Genomic DNA, 15,921 nt, shown 5'->3' with positions numbered 1-15,921 from the left:
GTGTCACTCCCCCGGCCGGTCCCAGGGTGACGGGTCGTCGCGCAGCCGGCTGTAGAGGTAACCGTCGCGCCACCGGCCGGCCCGGAACTCGCAGGCCCGCACGACGCCTTCGAGCTGGAAGCCGGCCTTCTCCAGCGACCGCTGCTCGGCGACGTTCTCCGGGTGGGTGCCGGCCTGGACGCGCTGCGCCGGGGTGTGCTGGAACAGGTAGTCGCAGAGCAGCGCCTGTGCCCGCCACCCGATGCCGCGTCCGCGCGACGCCGGCAGCAGCGCGATGCCGATCTCCCAGTACGACGCCATGCCGGCGTACCGCCCGGAGAGGTAGCTGACGAAGCCGGCGGCGGCCTGATCGGGCTCGACCTCGACGATGAGCCGCCCGTCGTCAGCGCCCAGCCAGCCGTCGACGGCGAACCGGCGCGCCGGCGCGCCCGGGTCACGGAAGCCGGACCAGTCCAGCCCGATCAGCCCCGGCTCGGTGCAGAACCGCCGGAACATCTCCACGTCGGCCTCGGCGACCGGCCGCAGTCGAACGGTGAGATCGTCTGTCGCGGGCGCCGGCGCGTCACCACTCTCCATTGCCGACACGCTAGCGATCCCGCGCCGGTCCGGCTGTCCCCCGCCGCTCGCGGCCCCCCAGGCCATCGATGTCTGTCGTACGCTGGTGCGGCGCGGACATCGATGCTGATGAGGGGACCGCCTGTGCGCACTTCCGGAACTGACCGCACCCCGACCGTGAGATCCGCGAGCCGCGCCCTGTCCCGACGGCACGTGCTGGGTGCCGGGGCGGCGGCCACCGGCGGCGCGTTGCTCGTCGGCCCGGCCGAGGCGGCGCAGGCCGCGCCGGGCGGCACGAAACGGGTGTTGCGTGCGCCCGCGCTGGCACCCGGGGACCGGGTCCGGGTCGTGTCGCCCGGAGGCACTCCCAACCCCGCGAACATGGCGCGCGGCATCGAGATCCTGCGCAGCTGGGGTCTGGAGGTCGAGCTGGGCAAGCACGTCTTCGCCCGGTACGGCTATCTGGCCGGCACGGACGCGCAGCGCCTCGCCGACCTGAACGCCGCCCTCAACGACCCTGGGGTCCGTGGTGTCTTCGCCGCCCGCGGCGGCTACGGCACGCAGCGGATCGTCGATCAGATGAACGTGGCCGGCATCCGTCGCGACCCCCGGGTGGTCGTCGGGTTCAGTGACATCACCAGCATCCACGGCAGGCTCTGGCGCGAGACCGGGCTGGCCACCTTCTACGGCCCGATGGTCAACTGGAGCGACAGCCGGACCGGCCCGGAGTCGGCCGAGTCGCTCCGCCGGGCGGTGATGACGACGGCCCCCGTCACCATCTCCCGGGATCCCGCCGAGACGGCCGCCCCCGTGCTGGTGCCGGGGCGGGCGACGGGCCCCCTGCTCGGCGGCTGCCTCACGTTGATCTCCACATCGTTGGGCGCCGACGACGCCCCGAAGTTCGACGACGCCATCCTGTTCTTCGAGGACGTGGACGAGGCGCCGTACAGCATCGACCGGATGCTGACCGAGTTGCGCCGGGTGGGCGTGCTGTCCCGGGTCGCCGGGGTGGTCATCGGCCAGATCACCAACAGCGTCGGTGGGCCCGAGGAGTGGGACGCCGCGGCGATGCTGAAGGACCGCCTCTACGACCTGGGCGTGCCGGTCCTCGGCGGGCTCCGACTGGGCCACGGCAACGGCCAGCTCACCGTTCCGCTCGGTTCGCGGGCCACGATCGACGCCGTGGCGGGGACGCTGACGGTGGAGCCCGGAGTCCGTCCGCGCTGACGACCAGCGTGCCGGTTGGTCAGGCGTCGTCGTCGTACGCCTGGGAAATCGTCAGGGCCATCCGGAGACCGGCGAGCCCGAGCGGCGAGGTCGACACGACCCCGACCACCCGCGGCGACCGTGGCCGCAGTCGACACGAACGTCTTCGGTCCAGCCGCGTTGCGCAGCGGACCGCTCGGCGCACCTGTCGTCGATGATGGGTGCCATGACGTCAGTGGGCGCCCAGCGGGTGCGGGATGGGAACGGGGCGACGCACAGTCCGGTGGAGCAGCGACTGATCGAGTCGGTCGCCCGCGGCGAGGTGCTCGACCTGGCCGGTGACGGGCCGGTCGACGAGGAGGCGATGCGATCCTGGGGCGACGACCACGCGATCTCCGCCTCGGTCGTCCGCGAGCTGGTTCGTGGCCGGCTGGTCAACGAGCCCGACCCGCACGGCCTGCGGCTGCGCGGTGCCCGGATCGTCGGCCAGATCGACCTGGAGAACGTCACCGGTGACCTGGCGCTGGAGCTGCGCGACTGCCTGCTGCCCGGCGGCGTGAACCTTCGCAACGCCCGCCTGTCGGCGGTCACCCTGAGCGGCTGCCGCATCGAGCAGGCACCCGACTCCGCGGACGCGGCGCTGGACGCCACACGCTGTGCCGCGTGGGTGCTCTCGCTCGACGGGAGCACGGTCACCGCTGACGCCGCCGCCGGAACGGTTCGTCTCGCCGCCGCCCGCGTGGGCACACTGGACTGCCGGGGAGCGCGGTGGGAGAACAGCACCGGACCAGCGCTGGACGCCGACGGCCTCCAGGTCGACCAGAGCGTGTTCCTCAATGGCGGCTTCACGGCCACCAGCCCCAGCGCGCGCGGGACGGTCCGGCTGCTCGGCGCCCACGTCGGCAGCCAGCTCAACTGCGGTGGGGCACGGCTGGAGAACACCCTCGGCCCGGCGCTCAACGCCGACAACCTCCGAGTCGACCGGGACGTGCTGTTGTCGAACGGCTTCACCGCCACCAGCGCCAGCGAGCAGGGCACCATCCGGCTCATCGGCGCCCACATCGGTTCGCTGAGCGCGGGCGGTGCGCGGCTGACGAACACCGCCGGACCGGTCCTCGACGGCGACGGTCTCACCGTCGACCGGGACGTGGCCCTGGACCGTGGCTTCACCGCCAGCAGCGCCAGTGACTGGGGCGGCGTCTGCCTGGCCGGCGCCCACATCGGTGGGCTCCTGGCATGCGGTGGGGCGCAACTCGCGAACACGATCGGCCCCGCCCTCGACCTGAACGGCCTTCGGGTCGATCAGGACGTGCTCCTGGATGACGGGTTCAGCGCCACCAGCGGCGGTGACGAGGCGGTGGTGCTGACGCTGGCCGGGGCCAGGGTCGGTGGGACTCTCCGCCTCGACACCGATCGGGTGGCGCGCCCGCTGATCGAGCTGGAGGGGCTCACCTACAGCGGGCTGCCGCGACCGGCGTCAACGCTGCGCTGGCTGACCCTGCTGCGCGAGCACACTCCCCGTTACAGCGCCCAGCCCTACCAGCATCTCGCCGCCGCCCACCGGGCGGCCGGCCACGACCGCGACGCCCGCACCATCCTCATCGCCCAACGTCGTGACCAGATCCAGCGCGCCGGGCTGACCGCCGCCGAACGCGCCTGGGGTCGCCTCATCGGACTCACCCTCGGCCACGGCTACCAGCCCTGGCGCGCCCTGGTCCTGCTCCTCGCCACCCTGGCGGTCGCCGTCGCGCTCAGCGTCCTGGGCGGCCACCACGGCGGCCTCGCGCAGAAGCCGGTGACCAGCGGAGCTGCCGCCGCCTGCACCAGCATCGACCAGATCGGTGTCGGCCTCGACCTCGGCACCCCACTGCTCAGGACCGGCGCCCGCGACCGTTGCCAACCGACCGGCACCGCTGCCGGTCAGGCCCTCACCATCGCCGGCTGGGTCCTGCAACTGCTCGCCTGGAGCTTCGCCACCCTCTTCGTCGCCGGCTTCACCAGCGCGGTCCGCAAGACCTGAGCTGACCTGCTCGGCCCTCGCGCGGGGCGCGGTGCTCAGCCCCGCGGGGTGGGGACACCGAAGAGATCGATGATGCCGGCGGGAAGCTGGGCGAGCAGGTCGTGTCGCTCGTCGTCATCGAGTGCCTCGGCGACGGTACGCAACACCGCCTGGGCGTGTTGACGCACCTGGTCCGCGTCCGCGACCTGCTCCCGGTCGCCGACGTGCTTCAGGAACTCACCGATGTCCCACCGGCGGCCCTGTGGGTTACGGGTGACGGACGTGTCCAGCCGATCCGGTAGCTGTGCCGCGAGGTGGTCGGCCTCCTGTCCGGCGAGCCGTTCGCCGAGCACCGACAGGACGGCCTGTACGGACCGAACGGCCTCGTTCTCGCCGAGGCCCGCGCGCCGCCGTACGGTGGCGATCATCTGCTCGTACTCCATGAGCCGCTCCTTCCGTCTCCTCGACCGGCCGTCAGGCCTGCCGGCGGACGAACGGGGCGAGTTCCCAGGCTCCCTGACCGCAAACGGGGTCACCCGTCGACCCGGACTTTCCGCCACCGGGCCGGCAGGGCCTCACATCTCGCCGCGAAACAGGCGGATCAGCCGGTCGAGGACGCGGCCCTCGCTCACCCGCAGACCGTCGTGCTCGTACTCGTTGGTGATCCAGGGGCGCAGGCCGCGCACCGCTCGCGCGGTGGCCAACGAGTCGTCGGTGTCGACGTACAGGTCGTCGTGGTAGATCGCGGCGGCGACCGGCACCTCGTTGCGCGCCAACTGCTCCGGGTCGTACAGGTCCGGCCAGTCCGTACGCCGCGCCAGCACCTCGATCCGCTCTCCGGTCGGGTCCGCGTGGTCGAGCGGCACCTGGAAGCGGTGGTCGGTGATGACGGTGCCTGGGTGGCGGTAGGTCGGCACGGGTGTCCCTTCCCGGAAGCGGCCCGATGCCTCCGATTGTCGCCGCCACCGTACGTGACGCGGTGTCATCCGCCGGAGGGCGCCGACCGGTCCGCCGGGGGCCCGGGGCTGCGGAAGGTGCGACGGTACGCGTCCGGCCGCGACCTGGGCATCACGAAGGACCCGGACGACCCGCCACCGTTCCGCTCGTAAGCCGGCGAGAGGTCGTCGCTTTTGCCGACATATTCTGACGGCCCCACGGAACCTTCTCCCCCGCCCGTTGGTGGAAGTGGTGGAAGAAGGGGGGTGGCGGTGCCCGACGGTGATCTGATCTCCGAGCTCTACGCCGGCTGTTTCCGGCGCCTGGTGGTCCAGCTGTACGCGGTGACGGGCGACCTGAACGAGGCGCAGGAGGCGGTCCAGGAGGCGTTCACCAAGGCGCTGGCCGCGCCCCGACGTTTCGCCGAGCTGGAGAACCCGGAGGCGTGGCTGCGCCGCGTGGCGGTGAACGTGGCCCGCAGCCGGTACCGGCGTCGGCGCGTACTCGATGGGCTGCTGCGTCGGATCGGCCCGCCGCCGACGGTCGCCGACCACTCGCCGGAGCACCTCGCCCTGCTCGCCGCGCTGCGCGGGCTGCCCGAGGGGCAGCGGCAGGCCCTGGCCCTGCACTACCTCGTCGACCTGCCGGTGGACGAGATCGCCGCCACGTTGGGCGTCTCGGCGGGGACGGTGAAGTCCCGGCTGTCCCGGGGCCGGAACGCCCTGGCGGCGCTGCTCAGCGACGACACCGACCCCACGGACGCCGGGAGGATCGATGCCCGATCGTGAGTTCTCCGGGTTCGACGCGGAGACCGTCTCCGAGGCCGTGCGGCAGCCGCCCCTGGACGCGTTGCGCGCCACGGCCCGGTTCCGCCGGCAGCGGTCGGTGGCGCTGGTGGCGACCGCCCTGGCCGCGTTGGTCGGCGTGAGCGTCGTACCGCTGGTGACCGGGCCGGAGCGGGTCGACCCGGTGGGGCCGCCCGAGCCGTCACCCCGCCCCGACCAGAGCAGCGCCTTCACGCTCACCGGTCCCGACTCCGGTGTGGACGTACGACGGGACGGCTGCGTCCTGCGCTTCGCGGTCACCGGCGACCGGGGCCGGAGTTGGTCGGACGGGGACGCGGCGCGGTTCCAGGGCACCAGATGCGAGGCCAATCCCACGCCGACGGTGGACGACCTCAGGTTCTCCGTGCTCAGCGACCGGTCCTACCTGGTCAGTGACGCGGGACTCCCCCGCCTCTCCACCGACTACGGCCGGACCTGGCGGGACGGGAACGAGGCGATCGTGGCCGTTCCCACGTTCCCAGCGACGGCCCGGCCGGTCTTCTGCGGCTTCGGCTGCGGGGCTCTCCAGGAGCCACTGGCGGTGGAGCCGTCGACCGGGACCGTCTACCGGCTGACCGGCGAGGCGCCGTCGTGGCGTCCGCTCTTCAGCCTCTACCCCAGCTCGGACGGCACGATCTGGGCGACGTACCAGATGCCGAGCCCCTCGGGAGCGACCGTCGCCCGCAGCTCCGACCGAGGCGCCACCTGGACCACCTGGGAGGTGGGGGCCGACGCGAGCGTGGTGGCGGTGGTCGGGGTCGACGACCGGGAGGGGTACCTGCTGACCGAGCCGTCGACCACGGGTGGCGCGATGCGGCTGCGGAGGACGACGGACGGCGGGCAGACCTGGACGGACACCGGCGCGGACCTGCCGACGCAGACCCACTGGGACCTCACGGTCGGCTCGGACGGATCCCTGCTGGCGATCACTCCGGGCGGTGGCACGGCGGGCGACCGTCTCGCGCGGCTCCTGGTCAGTCGGGACGACGGGCGGCACTTCACGGTCGCCCGGGAGTACGGCCCGGTCGTGGGCGCGCTCAGTGTCGCCCCCGGGTACGCCTGGCTCTTCGGCCGGGACGGCGGGTCCACCGGCGACCCGGACCACCTCCTGCTCACCACGGACGCGACGAGCTGGACCCGTTTCACGCTCGCCCCCTGACCACCGGCGGGCGTGTTGCGGCGGCCCCGCGACACGTCCGGCCCATTGACAGTCCGCCGACCGGGGGCCTACACAGGAGTTCGACGCTCATCTATGACAACGATGTCATCCGGGTGTCACCACCTCGAAGGAGGGTCCGCCTCATGCCCCGATCAGGCCCGTCCCGTCTGCTCAGCCTGCTGGCGACTGCCATCACCGGCACGTCCGTCCTCGCCGCCGTCGCCGCACCCGCCGCCGCGGCCCCGCTCAACCTCACCTCGTACGTCAACCCGTTCATCGGCACCGACGACAGCAACGCACCGAACCCGGTCGGCGGAGGCGCCGGCGGCAGCACCGTCCCCGGCCCGATCCAGCCGTTCGGGATGGTGCAGGTGAGCCCCGACACCCCGACCGCCTCACCGTCGGGGTACCGGTTCAGTGACACCCAGATCGAAGAGTTCAGCCTCACCCACTTCAACGGGGCCGGCTGCGCCAACAACGAGGACCTCGGCATCCTCCCGATCACCGGCGCCCTGGGTTCCTCGCCGGGCACCGCGTGGACGTCCTACCGCGCCACCCAGAACAAGAGCCAGGAGCAGGCCCGGCCCGGCTTCTACCAGGCGGTGCTCAGCAACTACGGCAACACGAGGGTGGAGGCCTCGGCCACCACCCGCACGGCCGCCCTGCGGCTGACCTACCCGTCCACCACCAGCGCCCGGGTGCTGATCAACACCAGTCGCAGCGCCACCGGCAACCGGGCCGGCTCGCTCACCATCAACGGGTCGACCGTGACCGGCAGCGTCACCGGCGGTGGCTTCTGCGGCAGCTCGAAGACGTACCAGATCTTCTACCGGATGGAGTTCGACCGCGCGCCGAGCGGCACCGGCACCTGGCTCGGTGGCACCGTCACCGCCGGCGGCACCAGCGTCAGCGGCACCAACTCGGGCGGCTATCTCACCTTCGACACGTCCGGCAACGCCGTTGTCCAGGCCAAGATCGGGATCTCCTTCGTCAGCCAGGCGGGCGCCGCCGCCAACCTCGCCGCCGAGCAGTCGGGCTTCGCCTTCGACACCGTACGCACCAACGCCGACGCGCAGTGGAACGCCGTGCTGAACCGGATCCAGGCCACCGGCGGCACGGCCGCCGACATGCAGAAGTTCTACACCGCGCTGTACCGCGTCTTCATCAACCCGAACATCTCCACCGACGTCAACGGGCAGTACCGCGGCTTCGACAACGCCATCCACACCGCGAGCCACCCGGTCTACCAGAACTACTCCGGCTGGGACATCTACCGCTCGTGGGCGTCGCTGATCGCCTACCTCGCGCCGCAGGAGGCCGCCGACATCGCGAAGTCGATGGTGCTCGACGGCCAGCAGGGCGGCCTGCTGCCGAAGTGGTCGCACAACCACAACGAGGCGTTCGTGATGACCGGCGACCCCGGGCCGATCATCGTGGACAGCCTCTACCAGTTCGGCGTCCGTGACTTCGACACCGCCGCGGCCCTGGCGCTGATGAAGAAGAGCTCGGCCGGCGGCACCACCCAGGGAAGCCCGATCCGGGGCCGACAGAGCGGTTACGTGCAACGCCAGTACATCGACGGTGACCCCTCCGACTCGTTGGAGTACTCGGCCAGCGACTTCGCGGTCGCGCAGTTCGCCCGCGCGCTGGGCGACACCGCCACCTACAACACGCACATGACGCGGGCCCAGTGGTGGCGCAACACGTTCAACACCGAGTCGAGCTACGTGCACCCGCGCAACGCCGACGGCAGCTGGCCCTGGCCGCTCGACCCGGCCAGCCAGTCGAACTTCGTCGAGGGCAACGCCTCGCAGTACACCTGGATGGTCCCGTACAACTTCGCCAGCCTGATCAACCTGATGGGTGGGCGGCAGACCGCGATCCAGCGGCTGGACCACCACTTCACCCAGACCAACGGCGGGCAGTCGCAGCCGTACTTCTACATCGGCAACGAGCCGGAGCACGGCGTGCCGTGGGCGTACCACTTCGCGGCGGCGCCGGCCGGCACGAGCGCCGCCGTACGCCGGATCATGAACGAGTCGTTCACCACCGGCGCGGGCGGCCTGCCCGGCAACGACGACCTCGGTGCCACCTCGGCGTGGTTCGTCTGGTCGGCGCTCGGCATGTACCCGCCGACCCCGGGCGCGGACACGCTCGCCCTGCACGGCCCGCTCTTCCCCTCGATGCTGGTCGACCGGCCCACCGGTGATCTCCAGATCACCGCCCCGGCCGCAGGGCAGGGCAACCAGTACGTGCAGGCCCTCTCGGTGAACGGCACATCGACGCAGCGACCCTGGCTGCGGTACGCCGACATCGCCGGCGGCGGCACCCTCTCGTACACGATGGGCGGCGCGCCGTCGGCCTGGGGCACCAACCCGGCCAACGTGCCGCCGTCGTTCACCGACGGGTTCACTCCGCCGCCGGCCGCCCCGGAGCTGGGCACCAACCTCGCCGCCGGCAGGCCGGCCACCGGCTCCGCCGCCTGCAACAGCGCCGAGGGCCCCGACAAGGCGTTCGACGGCAAACTCGGCAGCACCAGCAAGTGGTGCTCCCTCGCTGCCGGCACGAAGACCCTCCAGGTCGACCTCGGCGCCAGCCAGACGCTGCGGTCGTTCGTCGTCAAGCACGTCGGGCTCGGCGGCGAGACCACCGGCTGGAACACCGCCGACTTCGCCATCCAGACCAGCACCGACGGCACCACCTGGACGACCCGCGCGACGGTGACCGGCAACCGGTCCAGCCGCACCTACCACCCGATCGGGGCGGTGACCGCCCGCTACGTCCGGCTCGCGATCACCACCCCCACCAACAACGGCAACGGCGCGGCCCGCATCGACGAGTTCGAGGTGTACGGCGGTGCGGCGGCCACCAACCTCGCGCTGAACCGGCCGGCCGTCGCCGACTCCCAGTGCGCCAGCACCGAGGGACCGGAGAAGGCCGTCAACGGCAGCACCTCGGGCGGCACCACCGACAAGTGGTGCTCGACCGGCGCCAGCAGGTTCCTGCGGATCGACCTGGGCGCCACCCGCTCGATCACGAGCATTCGCCTGCTGCACGCCGGGGCGGGCGGCGAGAACCCGGCCTGGAACACCCGGGACTTCGACCTCCAGGTGTCCCCCGACGCCGCCACCTGGACGACGGTGGCGGCCGTCCGGGGCAACACCGCCGACGCCAGCGAACATCCGCTCTCGGCCAGCGGCCGGTATGTGCGGGTGAGCGTGCTCACCCCGGCCCAGACCACCGACGGCGCCGCGCGCCTCTACGAGGTGGAGGTGTACGGATCCTGAGCGCCCGGGGTGGCCGCCGGCCCGGTCCGGCGGCCACCCCGCCCGCCCCACGAGCACAGGGAGCACACCACCGTGAACACCAGATTCCTCTCCGTCCTCCTGACCGCCGTGCTCGCCGCCGGCCTGTCCGCCGTCGGCGCCGCGCCCGCGGTGGCCGGGCAGACGACCCTGCGGGCGGCCGACCCGAGCGTGATCCGCGTCGGCGGCACCTACATCTCCGTCCAGTCGCTCGACGGCGGGATCGCCGTCCGGCAGGCATCCTCGACCGACGGGCTGGCCGCCGCGCCGGCCCAGCGGGTGTGGTCGGACACCCGCAACCTGGGCGAGGTCTGGGCCCCGGAGATCGTCACCGACGGCGGCCGTTACTACATCTACTTCTCGGCCGGGCGCGGCCCCGCGCACCGCATGTACGCGATCAGCTCGGCGTCGCCGGCCAGCGGTTACACGCCCGAGCGGCAGCTCGCGCTGCCCGGCGGCACGTGGGCCATCGACGGCAGCCTGTTCACCTTCAACGGGCAGCGGTGGTTCGTCTGGTCGGGGTGGGCCGGCGACACCAACGTCGAACAGAACATCTATCTCAGCCGGATAAGCGACCCGCTCACCCCGACGGGCAACCGGTTCATCATCTCGCAGCCTCGGGAGAGCTGGGAACGCGTCGTCGGCAACCCGTACATCAACGAGGCACCGGAGGCGATCAGGGACCCCAACGGGCAGTTGCACATCGTCTACTCCGCCAACGGGAGCTGGAGCAACCAGTACTGCCTCGCCGACCTGCGACTGCGGGCCGGCGGCGACCCGACGTACGTGTGGGACTGGTACAAGTCGAACGGCTGCCTGTTCGGCTCGAACCGGGCCACGATGATGGCCGGCTGGGACCCGACCCTGCACGTCGACGGGCCCGGCCACCACAGCTTCGTGCTGCTCAACGGCGACATCGCCACGAGCCCGCCGGCCGGGCCGAGGTTCCCGCTGATGTTCCACGCCGTGCCGAAGGGCACTCCGTACTCCTGGGCGAACCGCTACTGGTACACCGGCACCTTCTGCTGGTGGGGAAACACCACCTACCGCCGCGCCAACGTGCCCGGCCCGACGAGCGACACCGGATTCAGCATCAAGTTCTTCGAGTGACCGCACGCCTCAAGGACCGGCGCCGGCCAGCGTGGCGAGGTACGCCACGCCGGCCGGCGCCAAGTGAGCAACGACGGTCAGAAGTTGACGCTGACGCCGGCCGCCTTGCACGCGGCGGTGATGTCCGCTCCGGCCTTCTCGAAGGCCGGGTTGTCGGCGGCGGCCGCCGGGTCCGGCGCCGCTGCCGCCTTGGATGCCAGGACGCCGAACTGCCGCAGGGCAGTGGCGACCTTGCTGTCACCACCGGCGGCCACCTCGGTAACCTTCTGGTCGAGCCCGGTCAGGATCTTCTTGAAATCGGCCGCCGACGGTTCACCAGCCGTCGCGATGGCGACAAGCTCAGCCTTCATCTCGTCCCCGGCCTTCTGCGCCGACTCGCACATCGTCTTGTCGCTCGCGCCGCTTGCGGCGGGCGCGGTCGGCGTTGCGGCGGTGGAGGGGGCGGCCGAGGTCGGGGCGGCGGACGTGGGGGCCGGCGACGAGGAACCGGCCGTCGTCGCCTTGTCTCCGTCACCACAGGCGGCGAGAGCCGTCGTGGCGGCAAGGATCAACAGGGCGGAGGCAATACGAGAACGCTTCACGGACGGGCACGCTAGCCGATGCCCGGGCGATGATCAACTCATCGACAGCACCCGACGTGTTAGCGTTCGGTCGCGCCCCAGATGGGCCTACCCCCCGGAGGTTGTGGCTACGTCAGCCGCCACGCCGAGATCAACACGACGGACGTGTGTCTCGCGCGGAGTCCGGGGCGTCGGCGCCTCCGGGGCTTTGCCATCGGTGCGGTTGGTGGGCGCTGCGGGCTTCCGGCCGGGTCTTCGGATCTACCGGGAAGACGGTACGCATGGCAGTCACGTTCAACCACACGATCATCGCCGCGAAGGACAAGAGCGCGTCGGCCGCGTTCTACCGGGAGCTGTTCGAGCTGCCGGAGGCGCCGTCGTGGGGGCCGTTCGCCAACGTCCTGCTCGACGAAGGTGTGCTGCTCCAGTTCGCCGAGCCGCCGGTGGACATCCAGATGCAGCACTACGCGTTCCTCGTCGACGACGAGCTGTTCACGCGGTGCCTGGCGCGGATCGAGGAGCGCGGCATCACCTACTGGGCCGACCCGCAGATGAAGCGGGAGGGCGAGACCAACACCGAGCACGGCGGGCGCGGGTTCTACTTCTTCGACCCGGCGGGGCACGCCATCGAGATCATCACGCGGCCGTACCTGTAGCCAGGCCTGGGTGCCGGGGCCGGTCCGGGCGGGGAGTGCCTCGTCGAGACTCGTCGCCACCCGGACCGGCTCGGGCCGTGCCCCGGCATCGGCGCCGGGGCACGGCCGGGTCAGGCCTGCCAGACGTTCTGCCTGCGGTTGCGGGTCACCAGCAGCAGCACCGCACCGGCGAGCAGCATGGTGAGGCCGGCCGCGACGGGCAGGCCGAGCGAGGCGCCGGTGACCGGCAGGCTTGCCTCGTAGTGGAACGCGGCCTCGTTCGACGTACCACCCGGGGTGACCAGCCGGACCTCGGCCTTGCCCGCCGCGCACGGCGGCGTGCGGAACGTCAACGAGCGGCCGTCCGCCGCGACGGTGACCTCACCCGCGGCGATCGTCCGTCCGCAGATGCCGACCGTGGTCTGGCCCGGGACGAACCCGCTGCCCCGGACGGCCACGACGGTGCCGCCCGCGGTGCTGCCCCGGTTCGGGAAGAGCGACTCGATCCTCGGCGCCACCGCGACCGCGCCGTACGTGAACGTGCCGGCGTTCGCGGTACCGGCCGGGAAGACCAACTCGACGGTCGCCGGACCCGCCGGGTTCGGCGGGGTCACCACCGTGATCGTGGTGCCGGCCGGGTTGACGGTGAAGCCGGTGCCAGCCACCCCGGCGAAGGTCACCCCGGTCGCCCCGGTGAACCCGGAGCCCGTGATCGTCACCGTCGTACCGCCGGCGGCCGGCCCCTCGCCCGGCGTCAGACCAGTTACCTCGGCGCCGGTGCCGTCGGCCAGATAGGTGTACGGCAACGCGGGGGCCGAGCCGCCAGCTGTGGTGACCACCACCGCCGCCGGGCCCACCGTCCCCGGCGGCGTCACGGCCGTCAACGACGTCCCGTCGGCGGCCACGACCACGTTGGTGGCCGCCACTCCGTCGAACGTCACGCCCGTGGCATTCGGCACGAAGCCGGTGCCGGTGATCGTCACCGGCTGACCACCCGCTTGCGGGCCGGAATTCGGCGAGATCGCCGACGCCGTCGGCGGCACCGCCGGCGGGCTCTGGCAAGAGGCCTCCGCGAGGATCACCTGCCCGAGTGAGAACTGCACCGGTTCAGCGCCATCGAGCCCGGAGACGGAGAGCAGCGCGCGCACGTTGATTCCGACCGAGCTGTTCGGCGTTCCGGTGAGCTGACGGTCGACGACGGCGCGCAAAGTGGCGTTGGTCAGACCGGTGACGGTGACGTTCGCGGTGAACTCCTGGGCCGTGTCACGGACGCTGATCTGCGTACCGAAGACCGCGATATCCTCGCCGGTGGCTCCGGCGCCGGTGTTGCCGGCGCTGCACTGGACGGTCACCCCCAACTCGGAGACGTCCAGCACCTCGACGCCGAGGACACTCAGCGTGAAGTTGGCGAGCTGGGACGAGGCGGACGACGTGGTCGGCCCGCGGGTGGCGGTGACCTCCGCGACCGTGCCGGTGGCGACCACGTTCTCCGGATCGGAGAGGGTGATGTCCACCGACGTCTCGTCGTCCGTACCGCCACCGGGTGGGGCGGTCACGCTTCCGAAGGTCCCCTGGGCCTGAACCGACTCGTCGCCGGGGTCTCCGACCAGGTCGAGGACCGCGCCCCGCGCAGCGGCGTCGCCCGGGGCCGCGAGCGCCGGCGGCGCCAGCCCCAGACCGGCCGCGCCAGCCGCCAGTAACCCCACCAATGCCACCGACAGTCGTCGCCGGACAGATCCCATCGCTTTCCCCGTTCAGCTCAAGCAGGTGCCGGTGCGCGGAACCTGGATCCACGCCACTCAAAGGCGAAACGAGAAAGAGAGCGGCGCGCTATGGGGGGAACCACCGAAAGTGCATGAATGACTACAGTTCGTCACCAACGTCGCCGCAAGTCGTCCCGCCTGGGCAGCCGCCGTAGGATCGACAACGGTCGTATCACTCCACCGTCCAGGCGACGGCGGGAGGGTGGACCCGAGCGCAGAGCGGGCCGCCGGTGGCGTCGGTCAACCCGACCCGGCCGACCAGAGTCCCGCTGCCCTCGTGTGCGGCGCGCAGCAACTCGGTCGGGATGTCCGTGAACATCAACTTCGCCCGTCGGAACATCGCGAAGCCGTCCTCGGTCACCGCGCCCCAGCTCAGATACAGGAACCGTGCTCCGGGGCGTCCGTGTACCCACGGCCCGCCGACGTCCAGCACGCCGTCGATCTCCCGGCTGGACACCTCGAAGCGCCATGTCGCCGTCGCCGCGTCGGCCGGCACCTGATCGACCACCTCGGCCTTGCGCTGGACCCCGACGTGCACGTTGCCGAGCCGCAGCGCGTCCGCTTCCGCACCGGCGCGCCGCCCCGGGAGGTCGCTGCCGTCGATCCGGATCCGCATCCCACCCACTCTAGTTTCTTGACCTCACCGTCGGACCGGGGGCGTCAACCCCGAGGCCGCGCCGGCGATGAGTTTGGGGCGGCCGTGTCGTCCATCTGTTGGACCACCCGAGACCAAGGAGTTTGATGATGCGGAAGCTGGTAGCGACGGTGTTCAACTACTCGCTCGACGGCCTGCTGGCCGACGAGGGCACCGAGTTCTGGAAGTTCTGCTTCGACCTGCCCGAGAATCGTGAGCCCGACGACCCGGCGCACCTCGACTTTCTCCGCAGCTCGTACGCGCACGTCATGGGCCGCACCGCCTACGAGGGCATGGCCGAAGCCATGACAACGACGGCCACCGACCATCCTTTCGCCGACATCCTGAACGCCGGGCGCAAGGTCGTCTTCTCCCGGACACTGAGGACGGTCGACTGGGCCAACACCACCATCGCCGCTGGTGACACGGCAGAGGAGATCGACAAGCTCCGGCTGGGCGGAGACGGTCACATCCTGGTCTGGGGCGGCGTCCGCCTCTGGCGGTCGCTCATGCGGTTGGACCTGATCGACGAGTTGCGGGTGAGCCTGTTCCCCTATGTCGCCGGCGAAGGCACCCGGCTGTTCGACGGAGTCCCCAGGTCCTACCAGCTCGACCTGGTCTCCAGCCCCGCCTCCAGCGGTGGGATCGTCGAGCTGCGGTACCGCCGGCACCGCTGACCGAGCGGCCAGCGGCACGAGCCGCGGAGTGCCGCTTTCGGAACGCATGCCCGACTTATGCTGTACGTACGCTTCTGCGGCGCCCGCCCGCAGCCCGCTCGCGGCCTAGTTCTGCGGTGCCAGGGTGCGCAGGACGCAGAACTCGTTGCCCTCGGGGTCTGCCATGACCACCCAGTTCCGGCCCGCGCCCTGGCCCACATCCGTCCTGGTGGCGCCGAGGCCGAGCAGTCTGGTCACCTCGTCGTCGGTGCTGCCGTCGATGGGGCTGACGTCGAGGTGAAGCCGGTTCTTTCCGGCCTTCTCCTCGGGCACCTGGACGAACAGCAGGGTGGGCGGCATCTGGCGGGCCCGAACTTCCTCGACGGTCGGCACCCAGGAGCCGATCTCGACCTTGCCCTCGCTCCGGTCGATCACCGTGAAGCCCAGGACCTCGCACCAGAAGGCCGCGAGCCCCTCCGGATCGTGGGTGTCAACGACCAACTCGGTGAACCTGCTTGTCATGACTCTCCCTGACAGCGCGAACGGCGAAGGCGTGGTGCTCGACGCCCTTCAGTGCAG

Annotated in this window: 15 protein-coding genes; 8 read left to right on the top strand and 7 right to left on the bottom strand. The window is 71.6% G+C overall.

What is annotated here, in order from left to right; genetic code table 11:
* Positions 1–3 precede the first annotated feature (3 nt).
* Entirely contained in the window at positions 4–576 is a 573-nt protein-coding gene (locus AB0K07_RS27540) for a GNAT family protein (protein ID WP_363759368.1), read from the bottom strand.
* A gap of 282 nt (positions 577–858) precedes the next feature.
* Between AB0K07_RS27540 and AB0K07_RS27535 the strand changes: the two genes are divergently transcribed.
* Together AB0K07_RS27535 and AB0K07_RS27530 are read left to right on the top strand one after the other, a co-directional pair.
* Positions 859–1,782, top strand: a complete 924-nt coding sequence (locus AB0K07_RS27535; RefSeq protein ID WP_363759532.1) for an LD-carboxypeptidase — start codon at positions 859–861, stop codon at positions 1,780–1,782.
* 205 nt (positions 1,783–1,987) lie between these two features.
* The gene (locus AB0K07_RS27530; protein WP_363759366.1) at positions 1,988–3,781 is read left to right on the top strand and encodes a hypothetical protein; all 1,794 of its coding nucleotides are present in this window, start codon (positions 1,988–1,990) and stop codon (positions 3,779–3,781) included.
* 35 nt (positions 3,782–3,816) lie between these two features.
* Here AB0K07_RS27530 and AB0K07_RS27525 read toward each other — a convergent pair whose 3' ends face one another.
* Together AB0K07_RS27525 and AB0K07_RS27520 are read right to left on the bottom strand one after the other, a co-directional pair.
* Entirely contained in the window at positions 3,817–4,203 is a 387-nt protein-coding gene (locus AB0K07_RS27525) for a DUF2267 domain-containing protein (protein WP_363759363.1), read from the bottom strand.
* A gap of 132 nt (positions 4,204–4,335) precedes the next feature.
* Positions 4,336–4,677, bottom strand: coding sequence for a hypothetical protein (locus AB0K07_RS27520; protein WP_363759360.1), 342 nt, complete (start codon positions 4,675–4,677; stop codon positions 4,336–4,338).
* A gap of 291 nt (positions 4,678–4,968) precedes the next feature.
* On the opposite strand from AB0K07_RS27520, the gene AB0K07_RS27515 reads away from it, so the two are divergent.
* The 4 genes from AB0K07_RS27515 (at position 4,969) to AB0K07_RS27500 (ending at position 11,094) form a co-directional block, all read left to right on the top strand.
* Entirely contained in the window at positions 4,969–5,484 is a 516-nt protein-coding gene (locus tag AB0K07_RS27515; RefSeq protein ID WP_363759357.1) for a sigma-70 family RNA polymerase sigma factor, read from the top strand.
* Entirely contained in the window at positions 5,471–6,679 is a 1,209-nt protein-coding gene (locus AB0K07_RS27510) for a sialidase family protein (protein ID WP_363759354.1), read from the top strand. The genes AB0K07_RS27515 and AB0K07_RS27510 overlap by 14 nt, the downstream gene beginning before the upstream one ends.
* 143 nt (positions 6,680–6,822) lie before the next feature.
* The gene (locus AB0K07_RS27505; protein WP_363759351.1) at positions 6,823–9,966 is read left to right on the top strand and encodes a GH92 family glycosyl hydrolase; all 3,144 of its coding nucleotides are present in this window, start codon (positions 6,823–6,825) and stop codon (positions 9,964–9,966) included.
* A 72-nt stretch (positions 9,967–10,038) separates the two neighbouring features.
* Positions 10,039–11,094 carry a glycoside hydrolase family 43 protein gene (locus tag AB0K07_RS27500; RefSeq protein ID WP_363759348.1) on the top strand — a complete coding sequence of 352 codons (1,056 nt, stop codon included), beginning with the start codon at positions 10,039–10,041 and terminating at the stop codon, positions 11,092–11,094.
* A gap of 77 nt (positions 11,095–11,171) precedes the next feature.
* Here AB0K07_RS27500 and AB0K07_RS27495 read toward each other — a convergent pair whose 3' ends face one another.
* Entirely contained in the window at positions 11,172–11,675 is a 504-nt protein-coding gene (locus tag AB0K07_RS27495; RefSeq protein WP_363759345.1) for a hypothetical protein, read from the bottom strand.
* Positions 11,676–11,935: 260 nt separating this feature from the next.
* On the opposite strand from AB0K07_RS27495, the gene AB0K07_RS27490 reads away from it, so the two are divergent.
* Positions 11,936–12,310: a VOC family protein gene (locus tag AB0K07_RS27490; RefSeq protein WP_363759342.1), complete on the top strand. Its 375-nt coding sequence runs from the start codon at positions 11,936–11,938 to the stop codon at positions 12,308–12,310.
* A gap of 110 nt (positions 12,311–12,420) precedes the next feature.
* Here the strand turns inward: AB0K07_RS27490 and AB0K07_RS27485 are convergent, their stop codons facing one another.
* Together AB0K07_RS27485 and AB0K07_RS27480 are read right to left on the bottom strand one after the other, a co-directional pair.
* Positions 12,421–13,995, bottom strand: coding sequence for an IPT/TIG domain-containing protein (locus AB0K07_RS27485; protein WP_363759339.1), 1,575 nt, complete (start codon positions 13,993–13,995; stop codon positions 12,421–12,423).
* Between the two features lie 229 nt (positions 13,996–14,224).
* A complete protein-coding gene (locus tag AB0K07_RS27480; protein ID WP_363759336.1) occupies positions 14,225–14,668 on the bottom strand; it encodes a DUF5990 family protein in 444 nt (147 codons plus the stop codon).
* 128 nt (positions 14,669–14,796) lie between these two features.
* Between AB0K07_RS27480 and AB0K07_RS27475 the strand changes: the two genes are divergently transcribed.
* Positions 14,797–15,363, top strand: coding sequence for a dihydrofolate reductase family protein (locus tag AB0K07_RS27475; protein WP_363759333.1), 567 nt, complete (start codon positions 14,797–14,799; stop codon positions 15,361–15,363).
* 105 nt (positions 15,364–15,468) lie between these two features.
* Here the strand turns inward: AB0K07_RS27475 and AB0K07_RS27470 are convergent, their stop codons facing one another.
* Complete coding sequence (locus AB0K07_RS27470; protein WP_363759330.1) at positions 15,469–15,864, bottom strand: VOC family protein; 396 nt, start codon at positions 15,862–15,864, stop codon at positions 15,469–15,471.
* Between the last annotated feature and the right edge of the window lie 57 nt (positions 15,865–15,921).

The organism is Micromonospora sp. NPDC049301 (genome assembly GCF_040678715.1).
Classification (GTDB): domain Bacteria; phylum Actinomycetota; class Actinomycetes; order Mycobacteriales; family Micromonosporaceae; genus Micromonospora.
The sequence above is the reverse complement of the archived record's forward strand: the minus strand, read 5'-3'. Positions and strand labels throughout refer to the sequence as shown.

Bases quoted from the DNA above. Each gene is read 5' to 3' on its own strand.
- AB0K07_RS27540 (WP_363759368.1), bottom strand. From the start codon at position 576: ATGGAGAGTGGTGACGCGCCGGCGCCCGCGACAGACGATCTCACCGTT.
- AB0K07_RS27530 (WP_363759366.1), top strand. From the start codon at position 1,988: ATGACGTCAGTGGGCGCCCAGCGGGTGCGGGATGGGAACGGGGCGACG.
- AB0K07_RS27525 (WP_363759363.1), bottom strand. From the start codon at position 4,203: ATGGAGTACGAGCAGATGATCGCCACCGTACGGCGGCGCGCGGGCCTC.
- AB0K07_RS27510 (WP_363759354.1), top strand. From the start codon at position 5,471: ATGCCCGATCGTGAGTTCTCCGGGTTCGACGCGGAGACCGTCTCCGAG.
- AB0K07_RS27505 (WP_363759351.1), top strand. From the start codon at position 6,823: ATGCCCCGATCAGGCCCGTCCCGTCTGCTCAGCCTGCTGGCGACTGCC.
- AB0K07_RS27490 (WP_363759342.1), top strand. From the start codon at position 11,936: ATGGCAGTCACGTTCAACCACACGATCATCGCCGCGAAGGACAAGAGC.
- AB0K07_RS27480 (WP_363759336.1), bottom strand. From the start codon at position 14,668: ATGCGGATCCGGATCGACGGCAGCGACCTCCCGGGGCGGCGCGCCGGT.
- AB0K07_RS27475 (WP_363759333.1), top strand. From the start codon at position 14,797: ATGCGGAAGCTGGTAGCGACGGTGTTCAACTACTCGCTCGACGGCCTG.
- AB0K07_RS27470 (WP_363759330.1), bottom strand. From the start codon at position 15,864: ATGACAAGCAGGTTCACCGAGTTGGTCGTTGACACCCACGATCCGGAG.